The organism is Aliirhizobium wenxiniae, from assembly GCF_019511445.1.
Lineage (GTDB): Bacteria > Pseudomonadota > Alphaproteobacteria > Rhizobiales > Rhizobiaceae > Neorhizobium > Neorhizobium wenxiniae_A.
On the sequence record NZ_JAEUAN010000034.1, the window covers coordinates 13,584 to 39,109 of the forward strand.

Below are 25,526 nucleotides of genomic sequence, written 5' to 3' on the forward strand. Positions count from 1 at the left end.
CCACACTCATCAAGCTCATGCTCACTCAGTCTCGGTCATCACGCGCTCGATAAAATCGGCAATGAGTTGTTTCAACTTTTCCAAAGATGGCAGATCCATGATCATCGCGATATATCCACGGATATCGCGTTCTCGCACCGAGAAGTTGATATAGAGGAAAAGCACGAAGCCTCCATCGCCCCTGCCGTCGGAGTCCTCAAACAACAGCGTGCTGTCTCCCCGGCGGACATCGGGCAGCGACATTTTCAACCCATGTCGCAGCATGTTCGCCATAGAGCCCAAACAGCCGTTAAGAATGACGTTGCCAGTTTCGGCCAACGCTTCGTCTTCCATGTCGAGAAGCTCGGCCTCTTCCATGTCATCGCCGACGATAGCGCGCACCAGTGAAAGACCGTTGCTTTGCGGAAAGATCAGCAGTGCCCGGCCAGAAAAAGGACCCTCGAACTGCTGCTGGACAGCTACAAGCGATTCGCTCTCCCGCTGGCCGATAAGGGACGCGGCCGACTTGCGGGTGACGATCTCGACCGAAGGTACCGACAGGAGGACTTCGCGATGGACCATCTTGCGAAGGCTGGCGGCCGCGCGGCTAACGCCAATGTTGACGAGTTCAGTGAGCGCGTCGCGCTCGAGTTCGTCCAGATCAACCGTATCGGCGGTCATGCGCCGGCCTTTTTCTTGAGCCTGAGCGCGGCTCCCGCGATGAATGGGCTGAGCGCATCTTGGGTTACAGGCTTAGCGACAAAGGTGGCGTTGAGGGAACGCACCCTGGCGACGATCTCGTCCTGAACGTTTGCGGTAATGACGGCGATCGGCATGTGAGGATGGGCGGAACGCAGTTCCGACGCCAGTTCAAGTCCGTCCTTGTCGGGCATGTTGAAATCCAGAATGGCCACGTCGATACTTTGGGAGCCGACGAGACTCAACGCATCAGCTGCGCTACCGGCTTCGACACGGGTCCAATCAGGCTGCAAAGCGGCGATTGCCTTACCCGCCACTATACGAGCCAGCTTGCTGTCATCCACGACCAAAACCGTGACCGTCATCTCATACCCCACAAACCTGGGCGATCCTATACATCGCTCATCTGCCGCAACACTTATTCACATGACGAACATCACGCGACTTGAATAGCCTATAGTCAGCGTGCCTGCCTCAAATAAGCGTCGATTTCACTCAATATTTTGTCCGAAGTCGAGGATGATACCGGAAATCCTATCAGATTCGGACGAAAAACCATCAAGGCTTGCCAAATGGCAGTATGGATCGTCGTCGCGGCGCTCAGATCAATATGTAGGTCAGGATGGCGATACATGTAGCCCACCAGCGTTTCGACTTCCTCGACGCCGCATTGCCCGGTCAACCGGATAGCCTTCTCATCGACCTGAACAGTCATTTTATTAGCTCCTCGAGATCCAGGACGAGCAGGACTCTACCGTCGCCGAGCAGGGTGGTGCCGGCTATGCCTGGCACACCCTGCAAAACGCCCGACAGGGGCCGCGTCAGGGTTTCCGTCCTCTCAGCAATTGCATCGACCACCACGCCGATCCGGTCATCGCCGGCCCGAACTACCAGAACAAGCAGGTCCGCGCAGGCGCCCTTGGCGCGCGGGATCTTGAGAAGGTCAGCGAGATCAAGCAAGGGGATGGTGCGATCGCGCAGGATGAATGCGCGGCCGGCCCTGATCGGTTGAACGGCCGCTGACGGCAGTTTCTGGGTTTCGAGGATGTCGGAAATCGGGATGCCGTAACGTTCTCCGCCTGCTTCGACGACCATCAGCTTCGTCATCGAGAAGCTGATCGGCACCCTGAAAGTGAAGGTCGTACCCGATCCGAGCGCGCTCTGTATGTCGAGTATACCGCCGAGCCGCTGGATGGAACGCTGCACGACATCGAGGCCGACGCCTCGCCCCGAGAGGTCCGAAACGTCTGAAGCGGTCGAAAAGCCCGGTGCAAAAACGAGCTGCATTGCTTCGCGGTCCGGCAGAACCGCGGCCTGCGCTGCGGTCATCAAGCCGCGGTCCACGGCGGTCTTGCGGATGCGTTCGAGGTCCATGCCACGGCCATCGTCGATCACGTCGATCTCAATCTGATCGCCCCGCTTTCGCGCTCGAAGGAGGATGCGCCCTCTCGCCGGCTTCGAAAATTGCAACCGTTCGCCTTCCGGTTCGATACCGTGATCGAGCCCGTTGCGAATGAGATGGAGGAGTGGCTCGAACAGGTTGCCTACAATTTCCCTGTCGGCTTCGACGGTTTCGCCTTCGATCACCAGATCGAGTGTTTTGCCGAGCCTCATTGACGTTTCGCGGACCAGTCGTGGGAAACGGCGGAAGGTATGCTCGAGGGGAATCATCCGCGCATGGGTCACGGCGCTGTAGAGGGACGCGACCAGCCGTTCGATCTCCTCATGGCTGGAGCCGATGCTTCTGGCAAGCGCGCCATCACCGTGGCCTCGCGCTTGCTCGGCAAGTGGCACGAGGCCGTTCTTGGCTGTGACCAATTCACCGGCGATCTCGATCAGCCGGTCGATCCGTGCCGAATCCACCCGCATCGTCTTCTGGCGATCAGCGAGACGTTCCGGCACCGTGTCTGTTGGGGCAGACGGCCGCTGATCATCCGACTGCGGCAACTCTACCAGCGTCACCTGATCGGGGATGAGCCGGAACGCGGCTTCCAGTTTCGACAGCGGTCCACCAGAGATGGCCTCGATCACCACGTTGCAACGGAAAGGATCGTAATCCTTCAGAGATAGAGTCAGCTCTCTGAGGGAAAGTGACAGATGTCGAAGATCCGGCAGGCGTGAGATTGTCGCCAGAGGATCGTCACCGTTGAAAAAGCATTCCGGGTGCGGCTCGTAGCGAATGGCGATCGTTGTTTCGGAGGTGTCGGCGGAGGGTAGGCGTTCGGCGAGCAAGAGGGCCCAATTCGGTATCACTTTCGAGGGGGCGGTCGGTTCGTCGGCTTCGCGTTCGGTCATCTCGCTGTTCAAAAGCCGGAGAAGCCGCGTGGCCTGCTTGTCGTGAGCGTCGGACAGATGCCCGGTCTCGACGATCGCGTCGATGCTGTCATCCACCCATTCGACCACCGACAGAAGCGGATCTATGAAGGTCGCATCCACAGCGATGGTGCCTGCCCGAGCCTGGGACAGAAGATCCTCTGCGTGGTGCAGCACGTCCTGCATCGGTCCCAGCTCGAAGAGGCCGACCGAGCCCTTCAGCGTATGGATTGCTCGGAAGGCGCTTTTGAGATGTTCTCGATTGCCGGCATCCGCTTCGAGCGCCATCAGGTCGTCCGAGGCCTGCTGGACGAGCTCGCGCGCCTCGATGGCGAACTGTTCGATCAATTCATCCATCTATTTGTCTCTCGTTTCTCGATAAACGATGGCATCGGGAAAACGCACTGGTTCGAACGTCTCAGATATCCTGGACATGGACTCGGTATGGCCAAGGCATACATAGCCGCCCGGATAGAGCATTTCATGAATGTTTCGCGCTGCAGCCTCGCGGGCCGCCTCGTCGAAATAGATAAGCAGGTTGCGGCAGAAGATCACGTCAAAACGACCGAGCGCGTTAAGGCTCTGACGATCGACGATATTACCTTTGGCGAAGGTGACGGATTCCCTGAGGTCGCTGATCAGTTGACGCTGCTGGTCCTGTTGGGGTTCAAAATAGCGGTCGAGAAGCTCATGGGGAAGCTTCGAGAGCGACCGCTGACCAAAATTGCCATCGACGGCGCGGCGCAAGATGTCGGTATCTATATCCGAGCCGACGATCTCGATATTGTAGGCATCCACGAGCGGCCAGTTTTCGAGAAGCCAGATTGCTATGGAATAGGGTTCCTCGCCGCTGGAGCAGGGCATGGACCAGATGCGGATACGGTCACCCGGGCCCTTCGCACGGATGAGGTCTGGAAGGATCGAGTTGCTCAGGCATGCGAGCTGGTGGGGTTCGCGATAGAAATAGGTCTCGTTGACCGTGAAGCTGTTGATCAGCAGTTCGGATTCACCGAGATCGCCGCGCAATATCGAGATGTAATCCCTGACCGATTGTGCCCCCCGCTGTCGTACCAGATCGGTGATGCGACGCTCGATGTAGTATCGCTTCGTTTCACCGAACACCATGCCACTGCTCTTGTAGATGAGGGCGCAGATTTCCTCGAGGTCGCCCGCAGAAAGAGGCTCCACCCGGTATTCCTGCGAAGCGATCGGTGGCATGGTCATCAGCAGACCCGATCCAGCAGATGCTGGCCGATCTGATCCAGCCGCTTCACCTCGGTTGCCCCGCCGCGCTGCACCAAATCTCCCGGCATTCCCCACACGACAGCAGTCTCCTCCGCCTCGGCAATCGTGTAACCGCCGGCCGATCTGAGGTCGGTCATGGCCGCTGCCCCGTCATTTCCCATGCCGGTCATCAGCACGCCGATCAACGCTTTCGCCGGCACATGCTTCATCGCCGAGCGTACCATCCGATCGACGCTCGGATGCCAGCGATACTCTGGGTCGCTCGGCGCCGCCATTGCCACCAAATTTCCGGCGCGGGAAGAGATCAGGATGTCTGCGTCACCCCGGGCGATATAGATATTGCCCGGCTCAAGCCTTGTTGGCCGAGTTACCTCCGACACCGTCATCGCGCATATCTTGTCGAGGCGCCGGGCGAGGGCGCCGGTGAAGGAAGCCGGCATATGCTGCGCCACCACCACCGGCCATTCGAACCCGGACGGCAACCGGGCGAGCACCGCATCCAGCGCCGGGGGGCCACCTGTCGAAGTGCCGACGAGGACAAGGCCGTGGCCTGTCCTGCCTTCGGCTACGTGACGGGGCTCGGTCTCTCGGGGTTTGGATACCCTTATTACCGCAGAGGGTTGGGACTGCGCGAGGCGGACGCGTTCGGCGAGGCGCCTGCTGCGCCGGATGCGCACGGAGGCTGCAATGCGGACCTTCTCTATCAGGCGGGGTGCCAGTTCCTCGATGCCGAGTGAAATGGCGCCACTCGGCTTTGCGATGAAGTCGACGGCGCCGATCTCAAGGGCTGCGAAGGTCTCGTCCGCACCCTCTTCGGTGAGCGAGGATACCATCACAACTGGGCAGGGATGTTCGAGCATGATGCGATCGAGGCATTCAAGGCCATTCATCCGCGGCATGTGGATGTCGAGGGTCACCACGTCGGGGCGAAAGTTCGATATAATCTTCAGCGCCTCATCGCCATCGCGGGCGAACCCGATCTCGAAATCAGGCTCAGCGCCGAAAATCTGGCCCAGCAACTTCCGCATCAGGGCGGAATCTTCAACAATCAGGAGACGGATCATGGTCAAATGCCGCCCGTCTTTTCCTCAGTGCCGGCCTTGTCCTCGGTGATCGCGGCGACCACGTCCCGCTCCGCTCGTGTCAGAAGCTCTTGCGGATCGACCAGAAGTATCATGCGGCCATCCGCCTCGATGTGAGCAATGCGATCAAAAACATCCGTCTGCTCGGAGGAGAACTCGGGCGCTGCGGAAAGGGCCGCGGCCGGAAGTGCCTTGACCTCCGACACGGCATCCACGACGAAGCCCGCCTGGAGCCTGCCGATCGTCACGACGATGGCGCGGGCAGCGGCTGTTTGCATTGAGGTCGGACTGTCGAAGCGGCTTCGCTGATCGATCAGCGGAACGGCCCTACCGCGCAGGTTGATAACTCCGGTGACGAAGGCAGGCGCGCCGGGCATGCGGGTGACATCGGCTGGCACTCTGATGACTTCGTCCACCGAGGTGATCGGAAGGCCGTAGTTTTCCCCGCCCAGCTGGAAGATCAGGAATTTCTCGACCGCACTGTCCACTTGAGGCGCTATCTCCATTGGTGCGGCTCCCGTTTTCTGGCCGATGGCTTGTGCGACCTCGTCGTGACCAAATAGCTTTTCCGGCGACAGGATCGAGATCAGTCGTCCGCCATCTGCAATTCTGCCGATTGCCGTTATCTGCGCATTGCCCCGGCCACGTTGCAAGACCGCTGGTACGGTATCGATAGCCTGCTCTGGCAGGCGATAGATGACATCCATCTCATCGACAACAAGGCCGACCAGGTCGCCGGCATGCGCGATGATCACGATCCGCGCATTTTCAGCCGCCGATCGGTTGATTTCCAGGCCCATCACCGAGGCGAGTGAAACAAGCGGTAGGACGCTGTCGCGCAGAGACATAAGTCCCAGCACCGCTTCCTGTCCGTTCGGCATGATTGCGACCTCGCGTGGTATAAAAGCCACTTCGCGCACATCCTCGAGCGGAAGTCCGTAAAGCTGGCCCGCTGCGCGAAATGACAAAATCGGAATCAGCGTCGTGCTTGCCTCTATGCCCGCGTCGTGTTCGACAGAGGCCGTTCGCCCCACCGGCGCACGCCGTGTGGTTTTAAACGCAGCATCGAGAAGATCGCTCAGGCCTTCCATCGGTGATGCGGTGGCTTCTTTCGAAAGCGTGAGAACGTTGTCGACGAGCAGGCCGACCGCTCCGCCGTGGTCGTATACAATGATCATGCCATCGTGAGATGAAGCACCATCGTCTCCGGTGAGGATCTGCCCCATCGAAAGGACCGCTATTGGGCGGCCCCTTAGGTTGGCAATGCCCTTCAGCGCCGCCGGACCATTCGGCACTCGGGTGATGTGGCCAGCCTTAAAAACCTCAAGAACCCTGTCGGCGTCGATCTCACGGAGCTGCTGTCCGACCCTGAACACGAGCCGGCGGCGAAAGTCGGCCTTCGAGGGTGAGCTTTCCATTTCGTCAGCTTCCCGACATCTGGAGTTCGTCTGCCAACGATGCGATTTCCTCGACGGCAGCCGCAAGATCTTCCGCGCCGCGGGCCTGCTGTCGTGCTGCGGTCGCAGCCTGTTCCGAGGCCGCACTTGCCTCTTGGGCTACGGAGGCGATCTGCTGCGTGCCTGCCTGAACCTGCGTGGCCGCAATGAGTATTGCCTGAGCTGCTTCCAGGATGGACGCATTCCCGCGCACCATCGTCTCGGTATCGGCTTCCGCAGCGGAAAGTAAATCGACCATCAGCCTGCTCTTGGAGATCTCCGCCTCGGAAGCCGCCATGATCGCGTCCAGCTCACGCTGGACGGCGAGGATCTGGATCTGGATCCACCGCACACTGTCTTTCACGCCATCGATGTTTTCCGCGGCGTCCTGGGCGAGCTTGCGGATGTCGGTGGACACGACGGCAAACCCTCGCCCAGCGTCACCGGCTCTTGCCGCTTCCACCGAGCCGCTGACGGCCAGCATATTGGTTTGGACGGCCACAAGCACAATACGGTCCACAGTCCGTTCGATCTGAAACCCGATCTCGCCGAGCGAGGTAAGGTCTGCCAACGCATTACGGGTTTCCGTCAGAGCGTCGGAAATACCGGATGCAATGCCCGTCAGGCCAGCCTTGTTCTTCGCAAGCAGCCGCTTGATTTCTTTGGCTCGCTCGCTCGCATTTTCCGCAGCGGTTTGGGCTCGGGAAGCGCTTTTTTCGATTTGGACCATCGCGGCGTTGGCCTGTTGGGTCGCCGCCGCCTGGGCTTCGGCACCTCGGCTTATCTGCTCGACGGCAATAAGGATTTCGCCCGCGGCGCCGGATAGTTCCTGGACGGTCGCAGACAATTCCTCGGCGGCTGAACTCAGTTCCTCCGCCTGCGAGGCCCGGCCCCCTTCGTTCATGAGATCGTCGGCAAGGGTGGCCAGCGCTTGCGCCGTCTTCTGGCTTTGCTCTAACGCTGAACTCTGCTGCAGAACCGCGCGTTGCGCTTCGGACGCTGCTGCGGACTGCTCTTCGGCAGCAGACGCGACCGTTTCGGCACCCTTTTGCGCCTCCCGTGTCGCGACTTCCGCTTCAACTGCTGCGATCAGGATGGTCTGGCTATTCTGCGACAGGGAGGTCAGGCCCGAACGGATGGCGTGCAGTTCCTCGGCGGTGGACTGGCCGGAGGCTGTTTGTTCGCGTGCCTTGGTGGCAGCCGAATTCATACGCTCGGCAATTCGGCGTACGCCCTCAACAATCGTATCGGCATGCTTGTTCACGTCACGGGAGCTGCGCTCGGCGATTTCGGCCAGTGAGCGCACTTCGTCGGCGACCACCGCAAAACCCCGACCATTATCGCCTGCACGAGCAGCCTCAATCGCGGCGTTCAGGGCGAGAAGGTTGGTGCGATCGGAAATATCGGCAACGGAGGCTGTAGTCGCACCAATCGTTTCGGCCTGCGACTGGAGCTTTTCAATGACGGCAATCGAGGCGATTTGGCGCGAGGCATTTGTCTCGATGGCTTTGATCGACGCATCGATCTGTGCAGCAGCCTCCAGCACCGAACCCTGCAGCTTCTCGGCACGCGTGCGGGCAGCCTCGGCTTCAGACCTGGACTCGCTGAAACGCGCGGAAAGGTGAGTGGTAGCGGACAGGGATTCATGCGCCGCCCCGGCTGCTTCCTCCGCGCCGCTAGCGATTTGCTCGAGCGCGCGGCGCAACTCCTCTGCCGCCGAAGCCGCTTGAGTAACGCCACTCGACAGTTCCTCCGTGGCAGCTCCGATCCGCTCGGCGGCCTTCTGTCGACGGACGCGGGAACGATCATGAGAGCGGCGGGAGGCCGCGGACTTTTCAGCGCCAGCATTTGGCGCCGGGCCCGACGTGACCTGTTTGCTCGCGGCCGGCTTTGAGCCCAATTGGGAGGTCTTCACGAGTGCCATAGGGATGTCCACCGTCTCTGGGCCTCAGATGCACGCCCAAAGAAGAAGGCGAAGGACACTCATAAGGCAGCTAACTTACTTGATTTTTATGACTTAAAGGGCTGCACAAAGCAATCGTTCGCGCTTGGACGGAGGATAAGCTCACGGATATGGTTTATGACGTGGCTGACGTCATAGGGTTTTGAAAGAAAGGGAATTCTGCTCGGCAGGTCCATCTTCGGAATCTTTAGGAAGCCGGACGTCAGGATGATTGCCATGTCGGGGCGGACCTTGTGTACCACTTTCGCCAGCTTCAGCCCGTTCATCGAGCCCGGCATATCGATGTCGGACACGATTGCATCAATCTCGGGATGGGCTTCCAGCACGTTCAGCGCTTCATCCGCTGTGGCGGCTTCGAGAACATGAAATCCGGCGTACTCCAGATCTTCCGCGAGGCTCAAACGGATAAGTCCCTCGTCCTCGACGATCAAAACCAGGTGTGCGTCTGATGTCATAAATCGCGAATCCAAGTAGCACTGATGGCTTAACTCCGCAGGAAACGTTAGATCGCGAGAAAAGTTCCCGCGCCTCCTGGCAGGGTTCATCAAGCAGTAAACGGCTGGTGGAGTAACTAATGCCGTAAGTTCCTGAACTTAGACGAGATTGCTTTCGCGGGGGGCATAGACAACTACGGGACACCAGTTCAGCTCCTTTCAAGGGCTTGAAACGGCGTGACGCTGAAACCTTGACAAGTTTAATATATCCAATAATCTGGATATATGGAAAATAAAAGCGCGATTGCGGCCCTTGCGGCCTTGGCTCAAAGCACACGCCTCGAGACGTTTCGGCTGCTAGTGCGCCATGAACCCGACGGCGTGCCCGCGGGAGAACTTGCGCGATTGCTCGACGTCCCACAAAATACGATGTCAGCGCATCTCGCGACCCTATCCCGTGCGGGACTGGTCAAGAGCGAGCGCCAGAGCCGATCGATCATCTATCGCGCCGATCTCGATGGTTTCCGCGACCTGACGCTGTTTCTGCTGAAGGACTGCTGCGGTGGATCGGCGGAACTTTGCGCCCCGCTGATTGCGGAACTGACGCCATGCTGCGCGCCGGGGGCGAAGTCATGTTGAGCGCGATTGCATTGCACGAAGTAGCTGGCAGCAACGCCCGCCTCCGTGAGGCGCTTTGTGCCGCGCATCTTCCGACCGATGATATCGAAGACGGAGGCCGCGCGTTTTTCGAAGCCCTATTTGGCGACGGCCAAGCGATCGGATATGCCGGTATCGAGCGCTGCGGCGCCGATTACCTTCTGCGATCGGTCGTCGTGCTTCCGGCGCACCGGTGTCAAGGCCTGGGACGTTCGATAGTCGAGGCGACCTTGCAACAAGTTAAAAGCGGTGATGTCTATCTCGCAACCACAAGTGCCGCACCGTTCTTCTCGACAATTGGGTTTTCCGAGGTGCCACGAGCCGAAGTGCCGGCTGCGGTGCTTGCGACCCGCCAGCTTTCCTCCATCTGCCCATCGTCGACGACAATCATGAAGCTCATCAGGCCGCCGACCTAACACGAACCACGACCATGACTGAAAAGACCTGCAACGCGCTGTTCCTCGGCACGAGCAGGTCCGCACGCTCTGTTCCTGCTACACCTCTCATTGGAATCAACGCCTGATGTCCACCTTCGAACGATATCTGACCATCTGGGTCTTCCTCTGCATCGCCGTCGGCGTTGCCCTCGGCCACCTGATGCCCGGCGTCTTCCAGATCGTCGGCAGCGCCGAGATCGCCAAGGTCAATATCCCGGTTGCGATCCTGATCTGGCTGATGATCATTCCGATGTTGCTGAAGATCGATTTCCGGTCGTTGGCGAAGGTCAGCTCCTACTGGCGGGGTATCGGTGTCACGCTGATCATCAACTGGGCGATCAAGCCGTTCTCGATGGCTTTGCTGGGCTGGCTGTTCGTCGGCTGGTTGTTCAGGCCCTATCTGCCGGCAGACCAGATCGACTCTTATATTGCAGGCCTGATCATCCTTGCTGCAGCACCCTGCACGGCCATGGTCTTTGTCTGGTCGAACCTGACGCGAGGCGAGCCGCTGTTCACTCTGTCGCAGGTCGCCCTGAATGACGCGATCATGGTCGTCGCGTTTGCGCCGATCGTCGGCCTGCTGCTCGGTCTCTCGGCCATCACTGTGCCTTGGGCGACGCTTGCCCTTTCGGTCGCGCTCTACATCATTGTGCCTGTCATCGTCGCCCAGCTGCTGCGCAGCCGCCTGACAGCCGACGGCACAACAGGCGCGCTCGATCGCTTGCTTGCTAAGCTGCAGCCGGTATCGCTCGTCGCACTCCTCGCCACGCTGGTCCTGTTGTTTGCGTTCCAGGGCGAGCAGATCATCGCCCAGCCGGCCATCATCGCCTTGCTGGCCGTGCCCATCCTGATCCAGGTCTATCTGAACTCCGGGCTGGCCTACCTTCTGAACCGCCTGGCGGGCGAGCGCCACTGCGTCGCCGGGCCGTCCGCACTCATCGGTGCGAGCAATTTCTTCGAGCTTGCAGTTGCCGCCGCCATCAGCCTCTTCGGGTTCCAGTCGGGCGCGGCACTGGCCACCGTCGTCGGTGTCCTGATCGAGGTGCCGGTGATGCTGTCGGTCGTCTGGATCGTGAACCGCTCGAAGGGTTGGTATGAGGCATCACCGGCCGTCTCCCGCAACACTATCACCGAAAGGACCTGACCATGGACGCCACCATCTATCACAATCCGGCCTGCGGCACGTCTCGGAACACGTTGGCGCTGATCCGCGCCGCCGGAATCGAGCCCACCGTCATCGAATACCTGCAGAACCCGCCGTCGCGCGCGCAGCTTTCGAAGATGATCGCAGATGCCGGCCTGATGGTCCGCGAAGCGATCCGTGAGAAGGGCACGCCCTATGCGGAACTCGGCCTCGACAACCCGGGCGTGACGGATGAACAGTTGCTGGACGCGATGATCACCACCCCGATCCTGATCAACCGACCACTCGTCGTCACGCCGCTTGGCACAAGGCTTGCCCGCCCCTCGGAAGTCGTGCTCAACATCCTGCCGGCCGACGCCTTCAAAGGACCGTTCACCAAGGAAGATGGCGAACAGGTCCTCGATCAGGAAGGAAAACGCATTGTCTGAAACATTTCCCGCACTGCATGACGAACATCTTCAGCCGATCTCGCCAGAAGCCCTTCGCCCGGCGTTCTCCACCCACAAGCCGAGATTCCTGATCCTCTACGGATCGCTCCGGGAAGTGTCTTATAGCCGCCTGCTTGCCTTCGAAGTCTCTCGGCTGCTCGAACGGCTCGGATGCGAGGTGCGGATATTTGATCCGGCCGGATTGCCGCTCCCGGACGAGGCTCCGGCCACTCACCCCAGGGTGCAGGAACTCCGCGACCTTTCCCAATGGTCGGAAGGCCAGGTCTGGATCAGCCCGGAAAGGCACGGCGCTATGACAGGCATCATGAAGGCGCAGATCGACTGGATCCCGCTGTCGCTCGGCTCCGTCCGCCCGACGCAGGGCAAGACGCTAGCGGTGATGGAGGTCTCCGGTGGCAGCCAGTCCTTCAACGCTGTGAACCAGTTGCGCATCCTCGGCCGCTGGATGCGGATGATCACCATTCCCAATCAGAGCAGCGTTGCGAAGGCGTTTCAGGAATTCGACACCGACGGCCGGATGAAGCCGTCGTCGTATTATGACCGCGTTGTCGACGTCTGCGAGGAACTGGTGAAGTTCACCATCATGACCCGCGATGCCTCGTCCTATCTGACCGACCGCTACAGCGAGCGGAAGGAAGAGGCCGTCGAGCTCGAGAAACGCGTCTTGCTCAAGTCGATCTGACGGATCAGGCCGTCGCGGCGGTAGGTTGCCGGCAGGAGGCGGCTACCGTGACGAATGCCGCAATACTGACCGCTCCGAGGCAGGCGTTTGCGATGAGAGCGAAGCTCAGCCCGACATTCTCCATGGCTGCTGCAAACACGAAAGGCGCTCCTGCGCCGACGGCCAGGCGGGCGGCGGCCATCTTGCCGGTGATGGCGCCATATCCGTCCGAGCCGAACAGAAAGAGCGGCAGGCTTCCCTGCGCGATGCTGTTGATGCCGGAACCGAGCCCGAGGCAGATGGCGAAGGCGACCGCACCCGGCAGCCAGTTGCCGGTCATCAGCAGGATCAGGACACCGAAGACGATCAGCACGGCCGACAGCACGGCAAGCCCCGGAGGCGTCAGGTTCTTCCCAAAAACCATGTTGATCAGACGGCTCAGGACCTGCGCAGGGCCGAACAGCGAGCCGATCACCACGGCGGCCGCGTCCAGTCCGATCGCGCCGAGCATCGGCACCATATGGGCAAGGATGGCGGCGAGCGTGAAGCCAAGGAGCGCGAAGGCAGAGGAGACGATCACCATGGCACGGCGACGGGCGGGCGGCTGGATCGCGCCGATCACCGTCTCGCGCGGCCGGCTGGATGCTTCGCCTGCCTTCTTTCCGAGGCTTCGGATCCAGAAGTGCAGCGGCATGCAGAGAAACAGGTTCAGCGCCGCGAAGACGAGATAGATCTCCCGCCAGGACAGATAGCCGTTGAGCGCGGTTGAGATTGGCCAAAAGATCGTCGAGGCGAAGCCGCCGATCAGCGTCAGATAGGTGATGCTGCGGGAGGCCGTGCGGGGATCGCTTTCGACCAGCGCCGCGAATGCTGCCTGATACTGAACCATACCGGACGACACTTCGAGCAGGATGATGGCGGTGGCGAAGATCGCGGCCGAGGGCGACCAGGCGCATAGCGCGAGCGTCAGCGCTGCGAGGGTCGAGCCAATGGTCATGATCGTGGCGGCGCCGATCCTGTCCATCTGTTTGCCGATATAGGTAGCCGACAGGCCACCGATGAACAGCGACACCGAGAACACTCCGAACACTTCGGCCAGCGACAAGCCGAGATCCGCCGCCATGCCGGGGGCGAGGATGCTGAAGCTGTAATAGAGGGTGCCGTAACCGATGATCTGCGTCAGGCCGAGAGCCGAGACAAGCCCGGCCGGGATTTTCGGACTATGCAATGACGTCACCCTTGTCGGCGGCGATGCAGCAGTCGTCACCTCGCTCGACATTTCCCCTGATCGCCGGATGACCGGCGCAGCAGTCCTCCATCAGGAATTTGATGAGATCCGCGAGCGCCTCGTAGCTGGCGCTGTAGATGATCGAGCGGGATTCCCTTCGCTGCGAGATCAATCCTGACCGCTCCAGCTCCTTCAAATGGAACGAGGCATTCGTGGCGGAAACGCCCATGCGCTCGGCGATCACGCCTGCGGCCAGTCCTTCAGGCCCGGCCACGACCAACGCTCGGACGATGGCAAGGCGCGTCTCCTGCGACAATGCCGCGAACGATGAAAGGACTTGACGTTCATCCATACTTCAATAATCCTAGAATTATTGGATAGAGGGATAGCCCGTATGAGCGCGATCGGCAAGTCCGTTTTTTAGAAGTATCAGCGTGGCCAGTTCTCGAAATTTATGCGGAGGCGCCGGATGCGTTTGGTCTAACTATGACGGGCACTTCCGACCGGTCGGCTATTATGTCATCGAGGTGAAGGTCTTCCAAAGCGCGGTTTGACGACCGAGGTGCACCACATGTTGCACGAGACGCGATGTGCTCAGTTATGACAACCTTAACTGGTGCCTTTCTCTAGTTAGAAAACTAAACGTTGACGCCGATCCGTTTACGCTCTATATCTAGGACATCGATCTTTTGCTTGCCGAGCTTGTCTACGGCGTGATTGGCACCGCGTTCTAAGCGAACTTCTCTTTCAAAAATAGTCGGTTCAATTCCGCGTAGCGTCAGCTTAGCGGTCCCTCAATCTATGCTTTGAAAGGGTTCATCATGACCACTGGCACAGTAAAATGGTTCAATTGGACCAAAGGCTTCGGCTTTATCCAACCTGACAACGGTGGCGCTGACGCCTTCGTTCATATCTCGGCTGTCGAGCGCGCTGGAATGCGCGAGCTCGTGGAAGGCCAGAAGATCGGCTTCGAACTCGAGCGCGACATGAAGTCGGGCAAGATGTCGGCCTGCAATCTGCAGTTTGCTTAGTGATATCTGCTTCCCTTTGACCACGGATGTACTGGCATTGCCGGAAGCACTTATCAGTCTGAGGCCAGGCGGCTTGCCTGGCCTTTTTAATTTGGTCGAACGACCGACGATGGAGGAATCCATGACTGAAACATACAGCAAAACTCGCCAGCAGGCCGAAGTCGCCTTCGGCAACGTCCAATCCCATTTCTTTTCCAAAAGTAATGCGCTGGAAGAGTTGCAGTCGGAAGAACAAGCGCGCGAGGCGAAGACGTTACGGCTTAGAGAGGCGAGGCTTGCGAAGGAGCAGGCTGAACGGATGTCGGCGACCGCCGCGCTAGTTGCCAAACGCGCCAGGGCGCGTTGACTGCGCCATCGGCGCTTCATGAATACCGTTTGAAAAACTTTGGAGACACCGAGCTGGTTATTGAGGTTGATGCTGCCCGGAAAGCACGCGCATGATCGCCGCTATGCGAACCGCAAAGCTCGCCAAGCCTAGATCGCCGGCAGATTAGACAGGGTCAAGGTGCCGGCTTGACGAAGCGATGCTCCAGTGAGGGCGCGCATCAGGAGCATACCATGTCACCAGACAAAAACGAACTGCAGGCGATCAATACGGCCTGGCAGATTGCGATCCAGGAAATCCTGCGGATGGTGATACGCGATATGTACCACGGAAGCGGCGAAGAAGCTTTCAATACACATATCAAACGGATCGAAGAAGCCGCGGTCGACAGCATCCAAACGGACTTGCGGCTTCGTGGCACGGACGAGTGGACTGAGGTTTTGGTCAAAGAGCGGGCGAGCAACTTTGTCACAACGCTCCTGACATCCTTTACCTACGATCGGGCTTGATCGCCACCCTCAGGAAGCAAGTGGCCACGCCTGAGTGCGACCATAGTGCCTGACCGGAAAACGGTGTGCGATCGAGGTGGAGCATAAAAGCACTCGGAACAGCGCCATGCGTGGCTCGTTCGGTTGCCGGGGCTGTGAGTATTATAGCTTTCCTATCAAACAGATCGTACGTGCCTTTGCATGTCGATCGGCAACCGTGAGGAGCCACATTAAATGATAGACAAACGAGATTTCTCATTCAGTTCAAATGGCGACCGATGGTCGCTTGAAAAGCATCAGGTGTCGTGTGAAGCGGTGGTGGTGCACGAAGCGAACGCGTCGTCAGGCGGACAGGTAACCCGCATCCCTGTAGCGGATTTCCTCAATCGCAATGTGGGCAAGCCTGAATATGAGGCCCTGCTGCAAATATTGGGTCAATCGCATCCGAGGCCGGAAAGCCAGCTCAGCGAGGATAACGGTGAAACATCCTCCTATGCGACCGCGATGCGCTACCTCAATCTCGGTGGACGACGCCGGGCGAAAGTAGACGACAATATCGTTACCACCCGCTCATGGGAGCAAGATCCTTCCGAAGCAGAGGCTTTCTGGCAATCCAATGTCGAAATACTCGATGAAAAAGGTCGACGAGACGTTGCGCTGCACCTGCCGAGCATCAGCGAACGATAATCGTCGATGGTACGGGCTGACAGAGAACCAGGTGCCGCCTGTTTCTGCCTGGAGTCTTAGCATTAGAGGCGGTCGAGCTTCACCCTGTACACTGCATAGGCCGCAATAAAAGACAATCTGGCAATCTCGGCGTCGCAGCGATATCTGAGAGCACTGTTGCAGTCAGCGATCGCAGCTCTGAACGGCGCCCCGGTTTGATGTCGAAAATCTTCATGAAGAAATTTGAGAGCCGCTCTTGGTCCAGTGATGGGCTTATCAAGCAGCCCGTCCTGAACGAAGACAGCAAACTCCCATTGGAGGCCGAAGCCCACGGGGATTACCGAGTTCACGAGCTTCCCTTTCCGATGGGTTTAAATGCCTGGGAGCTGCGAACATTCGAGCTCTGAACGCTGCTACTTAAGCTGCAACCGAATACGGCGCCGGGATATCAGCGCCATTTCGAATAATTCGCGAGCGAAATCTGGCGATACGCGACCGTTCAGAGCGTCGTTGATGCCGTTTGCTGCAGCCGCAAACGTACGATCTTTGATCGTGACCCAGCTGGCGCCCATCATAGACTTGTACGCTTCCATCGGCCCGAAGATCAGGCGGCCATCAAAATCAACCGGCTTATCCCAGTAAACGGTGCGCATTTTCGTACTCCCAAAAATACTCAGATAGCGCGCCAATGAGCGAAGACGAGAAATAAGGCAGAACCCCGATTCGAAACGACTGTCCTGGCACGATTTCCAGCGCAGCGATTTCCGACAATGAGGAATTCTGACCGGCCGCTGCCACGAGCCGATTTGACTATCCAGTTCTCAAAGAGGAAGACCTGACGCTCAAGCGTTTGTCAGAGAGTTTGAGACACGCGGAAAAGCAAATCCGCAAACTGGCTGGGCTTACGCTGGCCACCGTTTTACCGTCTTCAGCAATCAGCAGCAAGAAATGGCCAAAAGCCTACTGTTGCAGAACATTCTGTACGCTGGCGAAGTTAAAGGTGTCTGCCATCTCGACGGATCTATCGCGCTGTTGGGCAAGGTTCACGCAAGGTTCAGGCCGCAAGAGGGCGTGGCAACCCAGATGCTTGCGGAAGCCAAGCAGCGATCATGAGGATCGGAGATGACTTTCGACGTCGATACGATGCTTGACTGGCAACAGCGGGGAATGAATGCCCGAGTGCTTGGTCTTTCCGTGAGCAAAAACCCTGTCGTGCCTTTTCTCGAGACTGCGATCTGTTCGAAAGAAAGAGACAGCTGGGTGCAAAAAGCAGAAGCCTGGTTGTTTGGCTGGAATATCGAGAATGCGACGAGAGCATTCTCATGACGGGCTGACGAGCGAGGCCGTCGTGAACTTTTGGTCCGGCAAACGCCCGAAATCCACGCAGGCGAACCAACCGCAACAATGGCGACCGTCCGGTTTCGTACATGCGATGGTTTTGAAGGCAGTCGCAGGAACATAACCCTCACGCCAGGGTTGTTCTCCTTTCCAAGGAGAGCCGCACATGACTGTCGATGCCCCCTCCAGCTTTTCGCAAGCCGAACTTCTTGTCCTCGTCCAGCCACTGAGAGCCTTCGCGCGGCGCTTCGTCTCGAAAGAGGAGGATGTAGATGATCTCGTGCAGGAAACCCTCACACGGGCATTAGCTCATGCCGCCAAATTTCAGCGCGGGACGCGCCTGAAATCCTGGCTGTTCACCATCATGCGCAACTGCTTCTGCACGCGGTATGGTATTGCGAAGCGAGAAGTGGTCGGCATCGAAGACGACATCTGCGACCGAGCCGTCACCGCCCCCACCCAGGAATGGCATATCAGAGGCCAGGAATTGAACCGCGCCTTCGCAGATCTCCCTTCGCATCAGTTCACGGCTCTCCATATGGTCTTCATCGAGGGGATGAGCTACGACGAGGCCGCAACGAGGTCGAATTGTGCGGTTGGGACGATCAAGAGCCGCGTTAATCGTGCTCGTCTCGAAATCACGAAGTCCTTGGGGGAACGGTAAGGCGATCAGTGTCGCGTCTTTGGTGAGGTGTTATCAAACAGCGCTGCTGCTATCTTGTTCAGTTGGATGGTATCAGCAACGAGCAAGAAGCCGCCGAAGGACGGCACATCACGCATTGGGCTGGCATTCGCTGCAAACACGAACGGAATGGCTCGGGCTTCTAGCACTTCACTGATGTACAGGACCGTTTCCTGGGGAAGCTCGACATCTACGATCGCACCATCGATGTCACCTCGTAGATAGTAGATAAGATCTTCGGCCATGGCCGTGGGACCCACGATCCTGCCTCCCGCCGCGACGAACATCGCACGAACATCGTTCTTCAAGAACGATCCATCCTCAACAACCAGTATGTTTTTGCCACGGAAGGCTTTCAGTGCTGACAACACTCGGATCCTTTATCGAGCATGGCCGCTAACCGGCGAGGTCAGGATAAGTTTCGCGGCTTAAAATTAGGTTGGCGCGGCAGCTCCCGCGTGTCTTCTCCGCGCTTTCCTTCACAGTTCTCGCAATAGCGCCCCAGCAATTCACGTGCTATCTGTCCCGCGAACGAGGAGACTGAAGCTCATTGCGGTCGCAGTGGCAGCGCTTGTGCCAGTGGCTACTATGCTCGGTTACAACGGGATCGTGATGCGCCAGCAACGACGAGGTCCAAGCGCTGGCCGGTCAGGCCGCCCGACAAGCGTCATCAGAAGTGGAGCGCATCGTTGAGGGGCTGCGGTCTCTCCTTGTGGCAATAACCTCGATGCCGGCCGTGCGGCGGCACCTTGATACAGCTGAATGCGACGAAGCGGTCGCCTCTCTCGCTGCGAACGTTCCCAATGGACAGACCGTTTCGACGATCTTGGTACCGTCGGCCTATTCGGAGTGAAACCACAACACGGCCTGGACCGAACATCCCAAAGCTCGTCAAATCTGAGTGGCAATGCCCGCCGAAGAACGAAAAAACAGTCGCACCTGCGCTTTGGCAGGTCCGCTCAAGTTGCCATTGGCGCCGCCCGGCTGTCATGAGATGTTAATTCGACTCAACCTCGCATCTATGCTAAACCGAGCCATCGTCACCCGATTGTTCGTGGGCGGTGGCGACTGAGAGTACTACGTGCTCCCGCCTGCCAGAACAGGGAGCGTCATCATGCTTCAGACAGTTGGCATCCAACCGGGATTGAAGGAAATCCTGGAACGACGGGCTAAGACGTACACGCCTGACCCCTTAGAACAACGTCGTCTTGTCGAGCGAACGATCAGCAGCTCCTGCGACGATCCGGATTTGCTGGAGGGCCCGTCCCTCGAGAATGCGTTGTTCTGCGTTATGCATAATCTCGTCCGCGCGGCAGTTCGACAGGCGTCCGAAGACCGTGAGAAAGCTCCCTCGCTACGCGTTGCCCAGCGGGCGTAAGCTTGCATCTGATCCGGTCGGCACGGAAGTCGCCGGACTTGACGATCCAGCCGGCCGCTTCTGCTTCGATGACGGTCTTCATGCCAACGCCCTTCGGCAAAGCGCGATAGACACGTAAGCTCAGGGCTAAAAGCAGCAAGACATGTCTTCGGTTCATCATCACCTCCCTTAGAAGCGCTGAGGGTCGGCATTGTTCAGGAAACGCTTAAGGAACACCGAAGCCGGCTGCGGGTAAAGGGGAGGGAATGAGAAACAAATGCTCCAGATACAGAACGTTTCTCATTCGAGGAGTTTGTTTGCGCTGCTGCCTCTTCTTTCGCTTTGACGCTACGACTCAAACAAGAAGCAGCATTTCAAGGTGCAGACGCAATATCCGAAAAATGTCCGGCTTTGTCCCCGCTCCCTTGCAACATCAGAAATTGTACCTATATAGACTTCATCGACCATTGCTTGTGACGTTGGTCCGGAGCCTCGCTCCCGTCGGATTTCCTCTCAAATAATCGATCTCAACCCGCAAGGCATCGCGGGAGCATCAACGATTGCTCTGAAAGGAAATCGTCATGAACACTGGCACAGTTAAATGGTTCAACTCCACCAAAGGCTTCGGCTTCATTCAGCCCGACAACGGTAGCGCGGACGTCTTCGTCCATGTGTCTGCTGTCGAGCGCGCCGGGATGCGTTCGCTCTCGGACGGCCAGAAGATCTCGTACGAGGTCGTTGAGGACCGAAAGTCCGGCAAAAGCTCGGCCGAAAACCTTCAGGCAGCGTAAAAGTTCACATTCGCTCCGCTGACCACGGATGTACTGGCAGCAGGGCTGAGTGACTTTGAAAGGTCGGGCTAGCGCCCGGCCTTTTTGTTTTCGACTGGGCGCTTCTCTTGGGTGTTTCTCATCGGAGGCCGAAACGGTGCACCACGCAAGTTAAGGGAGATCATCGTGACAGCCACGAAAGATGCGTTTTTCAAACCCGAAAAGATTTCCGCTCGGGACAAGGCCAAAACCACGACAGATGTCGCGCGGCAAATCACAGAAATGGAAACGGCTGACCGGGTCAGCAAAACAACGCGGCTGCGTCAGTTACGCGAAGCGCAGCCGATCGAGCCAGAGGTGGATCGGCCGCCTCGGCGTCGAAAGGCAGCACCAGCAGTATGGCTGTGAGCGCCGCTCAGCTGGGGCGGTCATGCTGCTCCGCTCGTTCGAAGGCCGTCCGCATTTGAAACAAGAGGAGGGGATATGTTTCCCGCCCCAGAAAAGATCTCGCGCTACTGTTTTAGCGCAACTCCAGCAGTCGTCAGTATGATCAGCTTTTCGTTCGTCATGATTATGATTGGGAAAGGCTGGCTATGGTGAACATGAGCGACATGAAGCAGTTGCTGCTGCGCAGGCTTCTCAAGCGCGCAGACTATGCCACGCTCGATCTTAAGCCCGAAGCGGGCGCAAATCACTTGGCGGAGGTTGCTCTTATCGCGCAAATCCGGTCCGGCATGATTGCACCTGACGACTATCTCCAGCCCGCAGCGACGCGGGTGGCACTCAGCCGGGACAATGACGTCGAATTTTACGCGAGTTCGAACGGCGATCGTTGGTTACTTTGCGAGCATGAAAAGGCAGATGAAATTTTTGTCCTGCATCGTAGCAATCCCCGCTCGGGTGGACATGAAACGCGGATGTCCGTTGGCTCCTTCCTCGCATTGGCGCCGAGGGGGCCTGAACATGAAGCACTTCGGGTCCTGCTAAGTGATCGCTAAACGCCCAGTGCTTGGCCAGTGATAAGGGAAACAGGATGCCCGGGGTGCCACGCCGCCGACGCCCACCGTTCGTTCCGTAACCGTGTTTCGGCTCGTGGCTTTGATTAGCCGACGCTCAAGTGAAGTAAGCAATGGTTGAGAAGAAGAATTCCAAGGGCAGACAAAAGAACCATAGCGAGGCGCGGCTTGCAGCAGTCGTAAACTCCTCATTCGATGCCATCATCAGCAAAGATCTATCCGGAACGATCGTCAGCTGGAACAGAGCGGCGGAACGGCTTTTTGGTTTCTCGGCCGAGCAAGCGATCGGTCAATCGATCTACATGATTATCCCTGGTGACAGACACGCGGAAGAAGTCGAGATCATCCGACGTCTTAAGCTTGGTGAACAGATTGAAACGTTCGAGACAGTGCGCCAGAAGAGCACGGGTGAGCGCGTGCAGGTCTCCATCACGATTTCGCCCATTGCCGATAAGCGCGGCAAAATCGTTGGCGCGTCGAAGATCGCGAGAGACATTACCGAAGCAAAGGAAACCGAGCGCCGCCTCCGGCTACTGATGCGGGAAATCAATCATCGCGTCAAAAATCAATACGCAGTTATTTTAGCCGTGATCTCGCAGACCGCGGCCCGAAGCCAGGATATCCGAGTATTTGAGCGCCGCGTGCGAGAACGCATCATGGGGTTATCACATTCTCATGACTTGCTGTCCTCAGTGGATTGGTCCGGGGTGGATCTGCGAGAGCTGGTTGCTCATCAGGTCAAACCATTCGATACCGGTGGCGAATTCGCCCTGTCAGGATCGGACATTTTGCTGGATGCGAACGCTGTCCTGAATATCGGGATGGCGCTGAACGAGCTCATCACCAACCGGGTTCAATATGCCGACCCGGAACGTTCACGCGTCAAGGTTTCTTGGCGGATTTTGGGGGATGGCTCTGACAGCGCGATGTTTGAGCTGACTTGGCAGGAAAGCAACGTCCTCCATGCTGATCTTCTATCGCAGGGAAACGGTTTCGGGTCGCTGGTCCTCAGACGCATTGTCGCGACCGCCTTGGGCGGGACCAGCGAGTGGCGTGTCGAGGGTGATGTGTTGGTCTGGACGCTGATTGCCCCACTGTCACGGGTAAGAATTCACCGAGATTGATTGTCTTTATCCTCGCGGGAGAAGCGATCCGCTCGCGCTCCCACGGTAACCGGGATCGCGAGTTCGGCCTGAATCAATCTGTCCGAAGATACACGAATAAATTTGCAGCATCACCGTGGCTCCGGCCAAACACCCGAACCGCGCACTCGTAGCTTTCGAGGCGCTTATGAAAGGAAAAGCCGTGGCGGTCCCGGGCCTCGTCAATAAAATCGTGACGCGTCTAGCCGCGCTCACACCAGTCGCCCTGCTAGCCGCAGTACACGCGGCAGCAACTCGACTGAGAAAATTCCGCGAGACGGGGTGACAAAAGGGCAATGCCGCGCAAACGTGTCGGCCGCGACGGTTAAGCCCACTGCGAGCTGGGCAAAGAACGCGAGCCGACCGAAGCGAACCTAGTCGCCTTTGGTCTTCATCGCATCGGTAACCTTGCGCTTGACCGGATCGGCGTTGGTCTCGCCAACTGCATCTTCTTCCGTATCCGGATCGTCCTTCGCCGGTAGATAGCCTCGCGGCTTGTTCTCCTGTGGACCTTCCCAACGTGGCGACTGGTCCGTGGTGCCCGGTGCGCCGTCCTTTGGTGAATCGATACCCATCGTTAATCTCCTATTCCGCAGCCAACATCGCAAACCCACGGGAGTTCCGCGCTTGACCCCACTTCAACGACAATTTCCAATGCATGGCGTATGGTTGTCCTCGTCGCCAGCGTACAGACGCGAAGCCATTCAGACGGAATGGAACTTGCGCCGACTGCACCAGTTCGCGCGCCATCAACTATGGATCTGTCCTGTTAAGGCGGGTTCAGTCCGTCGACGGCGAAGGAGTACAGCCAATGGCAGACCGTAAATCTGAACCGAAGAACGACTTTCCTGCTCCGATGGTTAGCAAGCGCCAAGACCGATCTGCGTCTCTTAATCTCGAAGAGGTGGATATGAGCAAGGATGGCGTTCAGGGCGGCGTCGCAGTGTCGAAGGGCCGGGCCAGCACCTTCGTGAGCAAGCTTTCCGAAGATGGCACTGGGGAGAATACCTGATGTCGTATTACGCATGGAAAGTCTCGGCTCCGGGTCGGCCGGACTTCGAAGCTATCGGGACGCTCGACGAGCTGGAAGCTTATCTGGACGCATCAGGCTTGCCGGGAACCTCGCCGTCAAGGCCGATCATTGAGCGAACCTTGCGTATGCAACATGAAGGGCAGGGTTACTACAAGGAGCCGACACACGCAGATGATCGCTGGTCGCTGCTTTGGATCGAGCTCGCAGGGCGGAACTAAGTCTATATGATCTCGCCGATAGATTCGGCGACGTCGGCAGGCGAGAGCCTCGACTGATCGGGGCGCCAACCCAGCGGCATCGTCCTCAGGACGAACGATAGACGTCGTTATCGCTCTTGCCCGGTTTAGCAGGATCCAGCGCATATCGTCGACCTTCCGGTACCGCGATTGCCACAAAGTTCGTAGCGAGTTCCTGCAGCCGTTTGCGAACATTCTCTCCGCGCACGGGGCGGCCATGGCCAGTTATGATGAGCTCCGGCTCAAGTGCAGCGAGGATGGCAACTGACCGTTCCGCCTCCTCCCAATCCGGTGTCAGGTATCGAGGTGGCCCGTGCATTTCCGGCTTTTGGGTAATGACCTCATAGACCGATTCCTGGCCGGTCGTGACAATAGCGTCGCCTGCAATCAGCGTCCGATCGCTCTCGCGCCAAAGAGAGATGTGTCCCGGCGCATGGCCGGGAGTATGCAACCATCGCCAGCCTGGCATCTCGGGGATGCTTTGATCACGTGGAAGCATCTTCAACCAAGCGCTCACATCGACAGGTGAGCGGGGGAAGAGCGGCGACATCAACGCGACTGCTCCTCCGCCGACAAATGCGTCGGCCGGAGGATAGGAGGATTGCCCGTTCAGATACGGAAATTCCAGTGGATGAGCGTAGACCGGCACATCCCAGTGTCGTGCCAACGCCTCCAGAGAGCCCACATGATCGAAATGACCATGGGTCATGACAATTGCCGATGGCCGGGTGTTGCGACCAAATCGGTGCTCTGCGGCCTCGATGATCGCGTTCTTCGACGTCGGAAGCCCCGTATCTACCAGCACCCATCCTTCGCCTTTGGCGGGATCGCCATAGAAGACGACATTGACGATCGACATCCGCCGATAGGAAAGATCAGGGGCGATGATCGAAGTATCGGATCCTGCCTGCGTTACCGGTGCGAGATCTTCTTCGTCGAGGGCGAGCTGTAGGGTCACGAGAGGCTCCTTGTGTGGCGGGCGAACCGGCCGCGCTCTTCAAAGTTCCATCGTCGCTTTGGCCCACCCTACCTGGCTTGAAGCAGGTCCTAGAAGGAACTGGCAAAGCGCGACGATATCGCCGTAAGCCTTTTCATCCAGCCACTGGCGGCGAGTGACGAGTTCGTCCCGGAAGTAGCCCAGATGGGCGACGGGGCCACCAAAGGACGTCAGGCCTAGCTTCAGGAACGCCCAAAAGACTTCGGAAGCTGATCCCCGCGGCTGTGACGCTGTCTGTCGGTCACTCGATATTGCGTCCATATCTTTATGCCTCAGCTTTCCGATATGTACGCCGTACTATTCTGCCCATGACAGAATGATGACACTATATTTACGCGTGGATCGTGTGCCGCTCGACCGCGCCCGACCGGTTTGCTAAATTTCGAAGAAAGACGATCCGGACAGGCACGAAACGCGCGCTGTTACCACGGTAAGCTGGCGCCAACAATGCGGTCGGCGAGACCGTGTGAGCGTGACGCGCTTCCCTGCCAAAAGGAGGGACGCACTTTGAAGCAGCGTCTCAATCTGTAACCTGCTCAGTCAAAAAGTCTTTACGATCATTGATATTTTCGGCTGGCCTTAACGCTTCGGCCGATGCTTGAACTGACGTTGCGAAGAAGCCCGCGATTTCGAATGCTTCTCTTCCATTGACCGTCTGCTGCACCATATATGTCTGCTACCCGGCCGAGGATCTCATTCTGCAAAATTCCGCTACCCT

35 protein-coding genes and 2 pseudogenes are annotated in these 25,526 nt (G+C 58.3%); 18 read left to right on the plus strand and 19 right to left on the minus strand.

Annotated elements, in window-relative coordinates:
* Window positions 1-21: 21 nt before the first annotated feature.
* The 9 genes from JNB91_RS28275 to JNB91_RS28315 all read right to left on the minus strand — a co-directional run bounded on the left by JNB91_RS28275 (window position 22) and on the right by JNB91_RS28315 (window position 9,148).
* Window positions 22-660 carry a chemotaxis protein CheX gene (locus JNB91_RS28275; protein WP_220328786.1) on the minus strand — a complete coding sequence of 213 codons (639 nt, stop codon included), beginning with the start codon at window positions 658-660 and terminating at the stop codon, window positions 22-24.
* Complete coding sequence (locus tag JNB91_RS28280; protein ID WP_220328787.1) at window positions 657-1,043, minus strand: response regulator; 387 nt, start codon at window positions 1,041-1,043, stop codon at window positions 657-659. The genes JNB91_RS28275 and JNB91_RS28280 overlap by 4 nt, the downstream gene beginning before the upstream one ends.
* 95 nt (window positions 1,044-1,138) lie before the next feature.
* Window positions 1,139-1,393 (minus strand): hypothetical protein, encoded by a 255-nt coding sequence (locus tag JNB91_RS28285; protein WP_220328788.1) that lies wholly within the window; start codon window positions 1,391-1,393, stop codon window positions 1,139-1,141.
* Entirely contained in the window at window positions 1,390-3,348 is a 1,959-nt protein-coding gene (locus JNB91_RS28290; protein WP_220328789.1) for a chemotaxis protein CheA, read from the minus strand. The genes JNB91_RS28285 and JNB91_RS28290 overlap by 4 nt, the downstream gene beginning before the upstream one ends.
* The gene (locus tag JNB91_RS28295) at window positions 3,349-4,215 is read right to left on the minus strand and encodes a CheR family methyltransferase (protein WP_220328790.1); all 867 of its coding nucleotides are present in this window, start codon (window positions 4,213-4,215) and stop codon (window positions 3,349-3,351) included.
* Window positions 4,215-5,300: a protein-glutamate methylesterase/protein-glutamine glutaminase gene (locus tag JNB91_RS28300; RefSeq protein WP_220328791.1), complete on the minus strand. Its 1,086-nt coding sequence runs from the start codon at window positions 5,298-5,300 to the stop codon at window positions 4,215-4,217. The genes JNB91_RS28295 and JNB91_RS28300 overlap by 1 nt, the downstream gene beginning before the upstream one ends.
* A gap of 2 nt (window positions 5,301-5,302) precedes the next feature.
* Window positions 5,303-6,736, minus strand: coding sequence for a chemotaxis protein CheW (locus JNB91_RS28305; RefSeq protein ID WP_220328792.1), 1,434 nt, complete (start codon window positions 6,734-6,736; stop codon window positions 5,303-5,305).
* Between the two features lie 4 nt (window positions 6,737-6,740).
* A complete protein-coding gene (locus JNB91_RS28310; RefSeq protein ID WP_220328793.1) occupies window positions 6,741-8,678 on the minus strand; it encodes a methyl-accepting chemotaxis protein in 1,938 nt (645 codons plus the stop codon).
* Between the two features lie 86 nt (window positions 8,679-8,764).
* Window positions 8,765-9,148 (minus strand): response regulator, encoded by a 384-nt coding sequence (locus JNB91_RS28315; protein WP_262928041.1) that lies wholly within the window; start codon window positions 9,146-9,148, stop codon window positions 8,765-8,767.
* Between the two features lie 288 nt (window positions 9,149-9,436).
* Between JNB91_RS28315 and JNB91_RS28320 the strand changes: the two genes are divergently transcribed.
* The 5 genes from JNB91_RS28320 to arsH all read left to right on the plus strand — a co-directional run bounded on the left by JNB91_RS28320 (window position 9,437) and on the right by arsH (window position 12,520).
* Window positions 9,437-9,790, plus strand: a complete 354-nt coding sequence (locus JNB91_RS28320) for an ArsR/SmtB family transcription factor (RefSeq protein WP_220328795.1) — start codon at window positions 9,437-9,439, stop codon at window positions 9,788-9,790.
* Window positions 9,760-10,224, plus strand: coding sequence for an arsenic resistance N-acetyltransferase ArsN2 (gene arsN2, locus JNB91_RS28325; RefSeq protein WP_223218437.1), 465 nt, complete (start codon window positions 9,760-9,762; stop codon window positions 10,222-10,224). Before JNB91_RS28320 ends, arsN2 begins: the two co-directional genes overlap by 31 nt.
* Window positions 10,225-10,330: 106 nt before the next feature.
* Complete coding sequence (arsB, locus tag JNB91_RS28330; RefSeq protein ID WP_220328796.1) at window positions 10,331-11,389, plus strand: ACR3 family arsenite efflux transporter; 1,059 nt, start codon at window positions 10,331-10,333, stop codon at window positions 11,387-11,389.
* A gap of 2 nt (window positions 11,390-11,391) precedes the next feature.
* On the plus strand, window positions 11,392-11,817 hold the full coding sequence (gene arsC / locus JNB91_RS28335; RefSeq protein WP_220328797.1) for an arsenate reductase (glutaredoxin): 426 nt from the start codon (window positions 11,392-11,394) through the stop codon (window positions 11,815-11,817).
* A complete protein-coding gene (gene arsH, locus JNB91_RS28340; RefSeq protein ID WP_220328798.1) occupies window positions 11,774-12,520 on the plus strand; it encodes an arsenical resistance protein ArsH in 747 nt (248 codons plus the stop codon). The genes arsC and arsH overlap by 44 nt, the downstream gene beginning before the upstream one ends.
* 4 nt (window positions 12,521-12,524) lie before the next feature.
* Here the strand turns inward: arsH and arsK are convergent, their stop codons facing one another.
* The gene (gene arsK / locus JNB91_RS28345; RefSeq protein WP_223218438.1) at window positions 12,525-13,727 is read right to left on the minus strand and encodes an arsenite efflux MFS transporter ArsK; all 1,203 of its coding nucleotides are present in this window, start codon (window positions 13,725-13,727) and stop codon (window positions 12,525-12,527) included.
* A complete protein-coding gene (locus JNB91_RS28350; RefSeq protein WP_220328800.1) occupies window positions 13,720-14,079 on the minus strand; it encodes an ArsR/SmtB family transcription factor in 360 nt (119 codons plus the stop codon). The genes arsK and JNB91_RS28350 overlap by 8 nt, the downstream gene beginning before the upstream one ends.
* 469 nt (window positions 14,080-14,548) lie before the next feature.
* Between JNB91_RS28350 and JNB91_RS28355 the strand changes: the two genes are divergently transcribed.
* The 4 genes from JNB91_RS28355 (at window position 14,549) to JNB91_RS31005 (ending at window position 16,258) form a co-directional block, all read left to right on the plus strand.
* Complete coding sequence (locus JNB91_RS28355; RefSeq protein ID WP_220328801.1) at window positions 14,549-14,758, plus strand: cold-shock protein; 210 nt, start codon at window positions 14,549-14,551, stop codon at window positions 14,756-14,758.
* A gap of 121 nt (window positions 14,759-14,879) precedes the next feature.
* On the plus strand, window positions 14,880-15,104 hold the full coding sequence (locus JNB91_RS28360) for a hypothetical protein (RefSeq protein ID WP_220328802.1): 225 nt from the start codon (window positions 14,880-14,882) through the stop codon (window positions 15,102-15,104).
* Between the two features lie 212 nt (window positions 15,105-15,316).
* Complete coding sequence (locus JNB91_RS28365) at window positions 15,317-15,592, plus strand: hypothetical protein (RefSeq protein WP_220328803.1); 276 nt, start codon at window positions 15,317-15,319, stop codon at window positions 15,590-15,592.
* A 213-nt stretch (window positions 15,593-15,805) separates the two neighbouring features.
* Window positions 15,806-16,258, plus strand: a complete 453-nt coding sequence (locus JNB91_RS31005; RefSeq protein ID WP_223218439.1) for a hypothetical protein — start codon at window positions 15,806-15,808, stop codon at window positions 16,256-16,258.
* 62 nt (window positions 16,259-16,320) lie between these two features.
* Here the strand turns inward: JNB91_RS31005 and JNB91_RS31810 are convergent, their stop codons facing one another.
* Window positions 16,321-16,521 (minus strand): DUF982 domain-containing protein, encoded by a 201-nt coding sequence (locus JNB91_RS31810; RefSeq protein ID WP_223218441.1) that lies wholly within the window; start codon window positions 16,519-16,521, stop codon window positions 16,321-16,323.
* On the opposite strand from JNB91_RS31810, the gene JNB91_RS31010 reads away from it, so the two are divergent.
* Complete coding sequence (locus tag JNB91_RS31010) at window positions 16,471-16,644, plus strand: hypothetical protein (protein WP_223218443.1); 174 nt, start codon at window positions 16,471-16,473, stop codon at window positions 16,642-16,644. The two genes, JNB91_RS31810 and JNB91_RS31010, sit on opposite strands and share 51 nt — an antisense overlap.
* A gap of 6 nt (window positions 16,645-16,650) precedes the next feature.
* On the opposite strand, the gene JNB91_RS28380 is transcribed toward JNB91_RS31010, so the two are convergent.
* Window positions 16,651-16,890, minus strand: a complete 240-nt coding sequence (locus JNB91_RS28380) for a DUF982 domain-containing protein (RefSeq protein WP_220328805.1) — start codon at window positions 16,888-16,890, stop codon at window positions 16,651-16,653.
* Window positions 16,891-17,359: 469 nt separating this feature from the next.
* Between JNB91_RS28380 and JNB91_RS28385 the strand changes: the two genes are divergently transcribed.
* Together JNB91_RS28385 and JNB91_RS28390 are read left to right on the plus strand one after the other, a co-directional pair.
* Window positions 17,360-17,563, plus strand: a complete 204-nt coding sequence (locus tag JNB91_RS28385; protein ID WP_220328806.1) for a CrpP-related protein — start codon at window positions 17,360-17,362, stop codon at window positions 17,561-17,563.
* Between the two features lie 178 nt (window positions 17,564-17,741).
* Window positions 17,742-18,239, plus strand: a complete 498-nt coding sequence (locus JNB91_RS28390; protein ID WP_220328807.1) for a sigma-70 family RNA polymerase sigma factor — start codon at window positions 17,742-17,744, stop codon at window positions 18,237-18,239.
* Window positions 18,240-18,244: 5 nt separating this feature from the next.
* On the opposite strand, the gene JNB91_RS28395 is transcribed toward JNB91_RS28390, so the two are convergent.
* On the minus strand, window positions 18,245-18,625 hold the full coding sequence (locus JNB91_RS28395; RefSeq protein WP_220328808.1) for a response regulator: 381 nt from the start codon (window positions 18,623-18,625) through the stop codon (window positions 18,245-18,247).
* Between the two features lie 220 nt (window positions 18,626-18,845).
* Here JNB91_RS28395 and JNB91_RS31015 point away from each other — a divergent pair.
* Window positions 18,846-19,083, plus strand: a pseudogene (locus tag JNB91_RS31015) (histidine kinase); the annotation flags it as partial.
* A 463-nt stretch (window positions 19,084-19,546) separates the two neighbouring features.
* Here the strand turns inward: JNB91_RS31015 and JNB91_RS28400 are convergent.
* Window positions 19,547-19,792 (minus strand): hypothetical protein, encoded by a 246-nt coding sequence (locus JNB91_RS28400; RefSeq protein ID WP_220328809.1) that lies wholly within the window; start codon window positions 19,790-19,792, stop codon window positions 19,547-19,549.
* Window positions 19,793-20,195: 403 nt separating this feature from the next.
* Between JNB91_RS28400 and JNB91_RS28405 the strand changes: the two genes are divergently transcribed.
* The 3 genes from JNB91_RS28405 (at window position 20,196) to JNB91_RS28415 (ending at window position 22,524) form a co-directional block, all read left to right on the plus strand.
* Entirely contained in the window at window positions 20,196-20,405 is a 210-nt protein-coding gene (locus JNB91_RS28405) for a cold-shock protein (protein ID WP_220328810.1), read from the plus strand.
* Window positions 20,406-20,986: 581 nt separating this feature from the next.
* Window positions 20,987-21,382 carry a hypothetical protein gene (locus JNB91_RS28410; RefSeq protein WP_220328811.1) on the plus strand — a complete coding sequence of 132 codons (396 nt, stop codon included), beginning with the start codon at window positions 20,987-20,989 and terminating at the stop codon, window positions 21,380-21,382.
* 131 nt (window positions 21,383-21,513) lie between these two features.
* Window positions 21,514-22,524, plus strand: coding sequence for a sensor histidine kinase (locus JNB91_RS28415; protein WP_220328812.1), 1,011 nt, complete (start codon window positions 21,514-21,516; stop codon window positions 22,522-22,524).
* 392 nt (window positions 22,525-22,916) lie between these two features.
* Here the strand turns inward: JNB91_RS28415 and JNB91_RS28420 are convergent, their stop codons facing one another.
* Window positions 22,917-23,117 (minus strand): hypothetical protein, encoded by a 201-nt coding sequence (locus tag JNB91_RS28420; protein ID WP_220328813.1) that lies wholly within the window; start codon window positions 23,115-23,117, stop codon window positions 22,917-22,919.
* 236 nt (window positions 23,118-23,353) lie between these two features.
* Here JNB91_RS28420 and JNB91_RS28425 point away from each other — a divergent pair, with 236 nt between their 5' ends.
* Together JNB91_RS28425 and JNB91_RS28430 are read left to right on the plus strand one after the other, a co-directional pair.
* Window positions 23,354-23,554, plus strand: a complete 201-nt coding sequence (locus JNB91_RS28425; RefSeq protein ID WP_220328814.1) for a hypothetical protein — start codon at window positions 23,354-23,356, stop codon at window positions 23,552-23,554.
* Window positions 23,554-23,793, plus strand: coding sequence for a hypothetical protein (locus JNB91_RS28430; protein ID WP_220328815.1), 240 nt, complete (start codon window positions 23,554-23,556; stop codon window positions 23,791-23,793). The genes JNB91_RS28425 and JNB91_RS28430 overlap by 1 nt, the downstream gene beginning before the upstream one ends.
* A gap of 85 nt (window positions 23,794-23,878) precedes the next feature.
* Here JNB91_RS28430 and JNB91_RS28435 read toward each other — a convergent pair whose 3' ends face one another.
* From JNB91_RS28435 to JNB91_RS28445, 3 genes and pseudogenes are all read right to left on the minus strand, one after another.
* Complete coding sequence (locus tag JNB91_RS28435) at window positions 23,879-24,769, minus strand: MBL fold metallo-hydrolase (RefSeq protein WP_220328816.1); 891 nt, start codon at window positions 24,767-24,769, stop codon at window positions 23,879-23,881.
* A 60-nt stretch (window positions 24,770-24,829) separates the two neighbouring features.
* Window positions 24,830-25,069, minus strand: a pseudogene (locus tag JNB91_RS28440) (chromate transporter); the annotation flags it as partial.
* A gap of 259 nt (window positions 25,070-25,328) precedes the next feature.
* Window positions 25,329-25,475 (minus strand): hypothetical protein, encoded by a 147-nt coding sequence (locus JNB91_RS28445; RefSeq protein ID WP_220328817.1) that lies wholly within the window; start codon window positions 25,473-25,475, stop codon window positions 25,329-25,331.
* Between the last annotated feature and the right edge of the window lie 51 nt (window positions 25,476-25,526).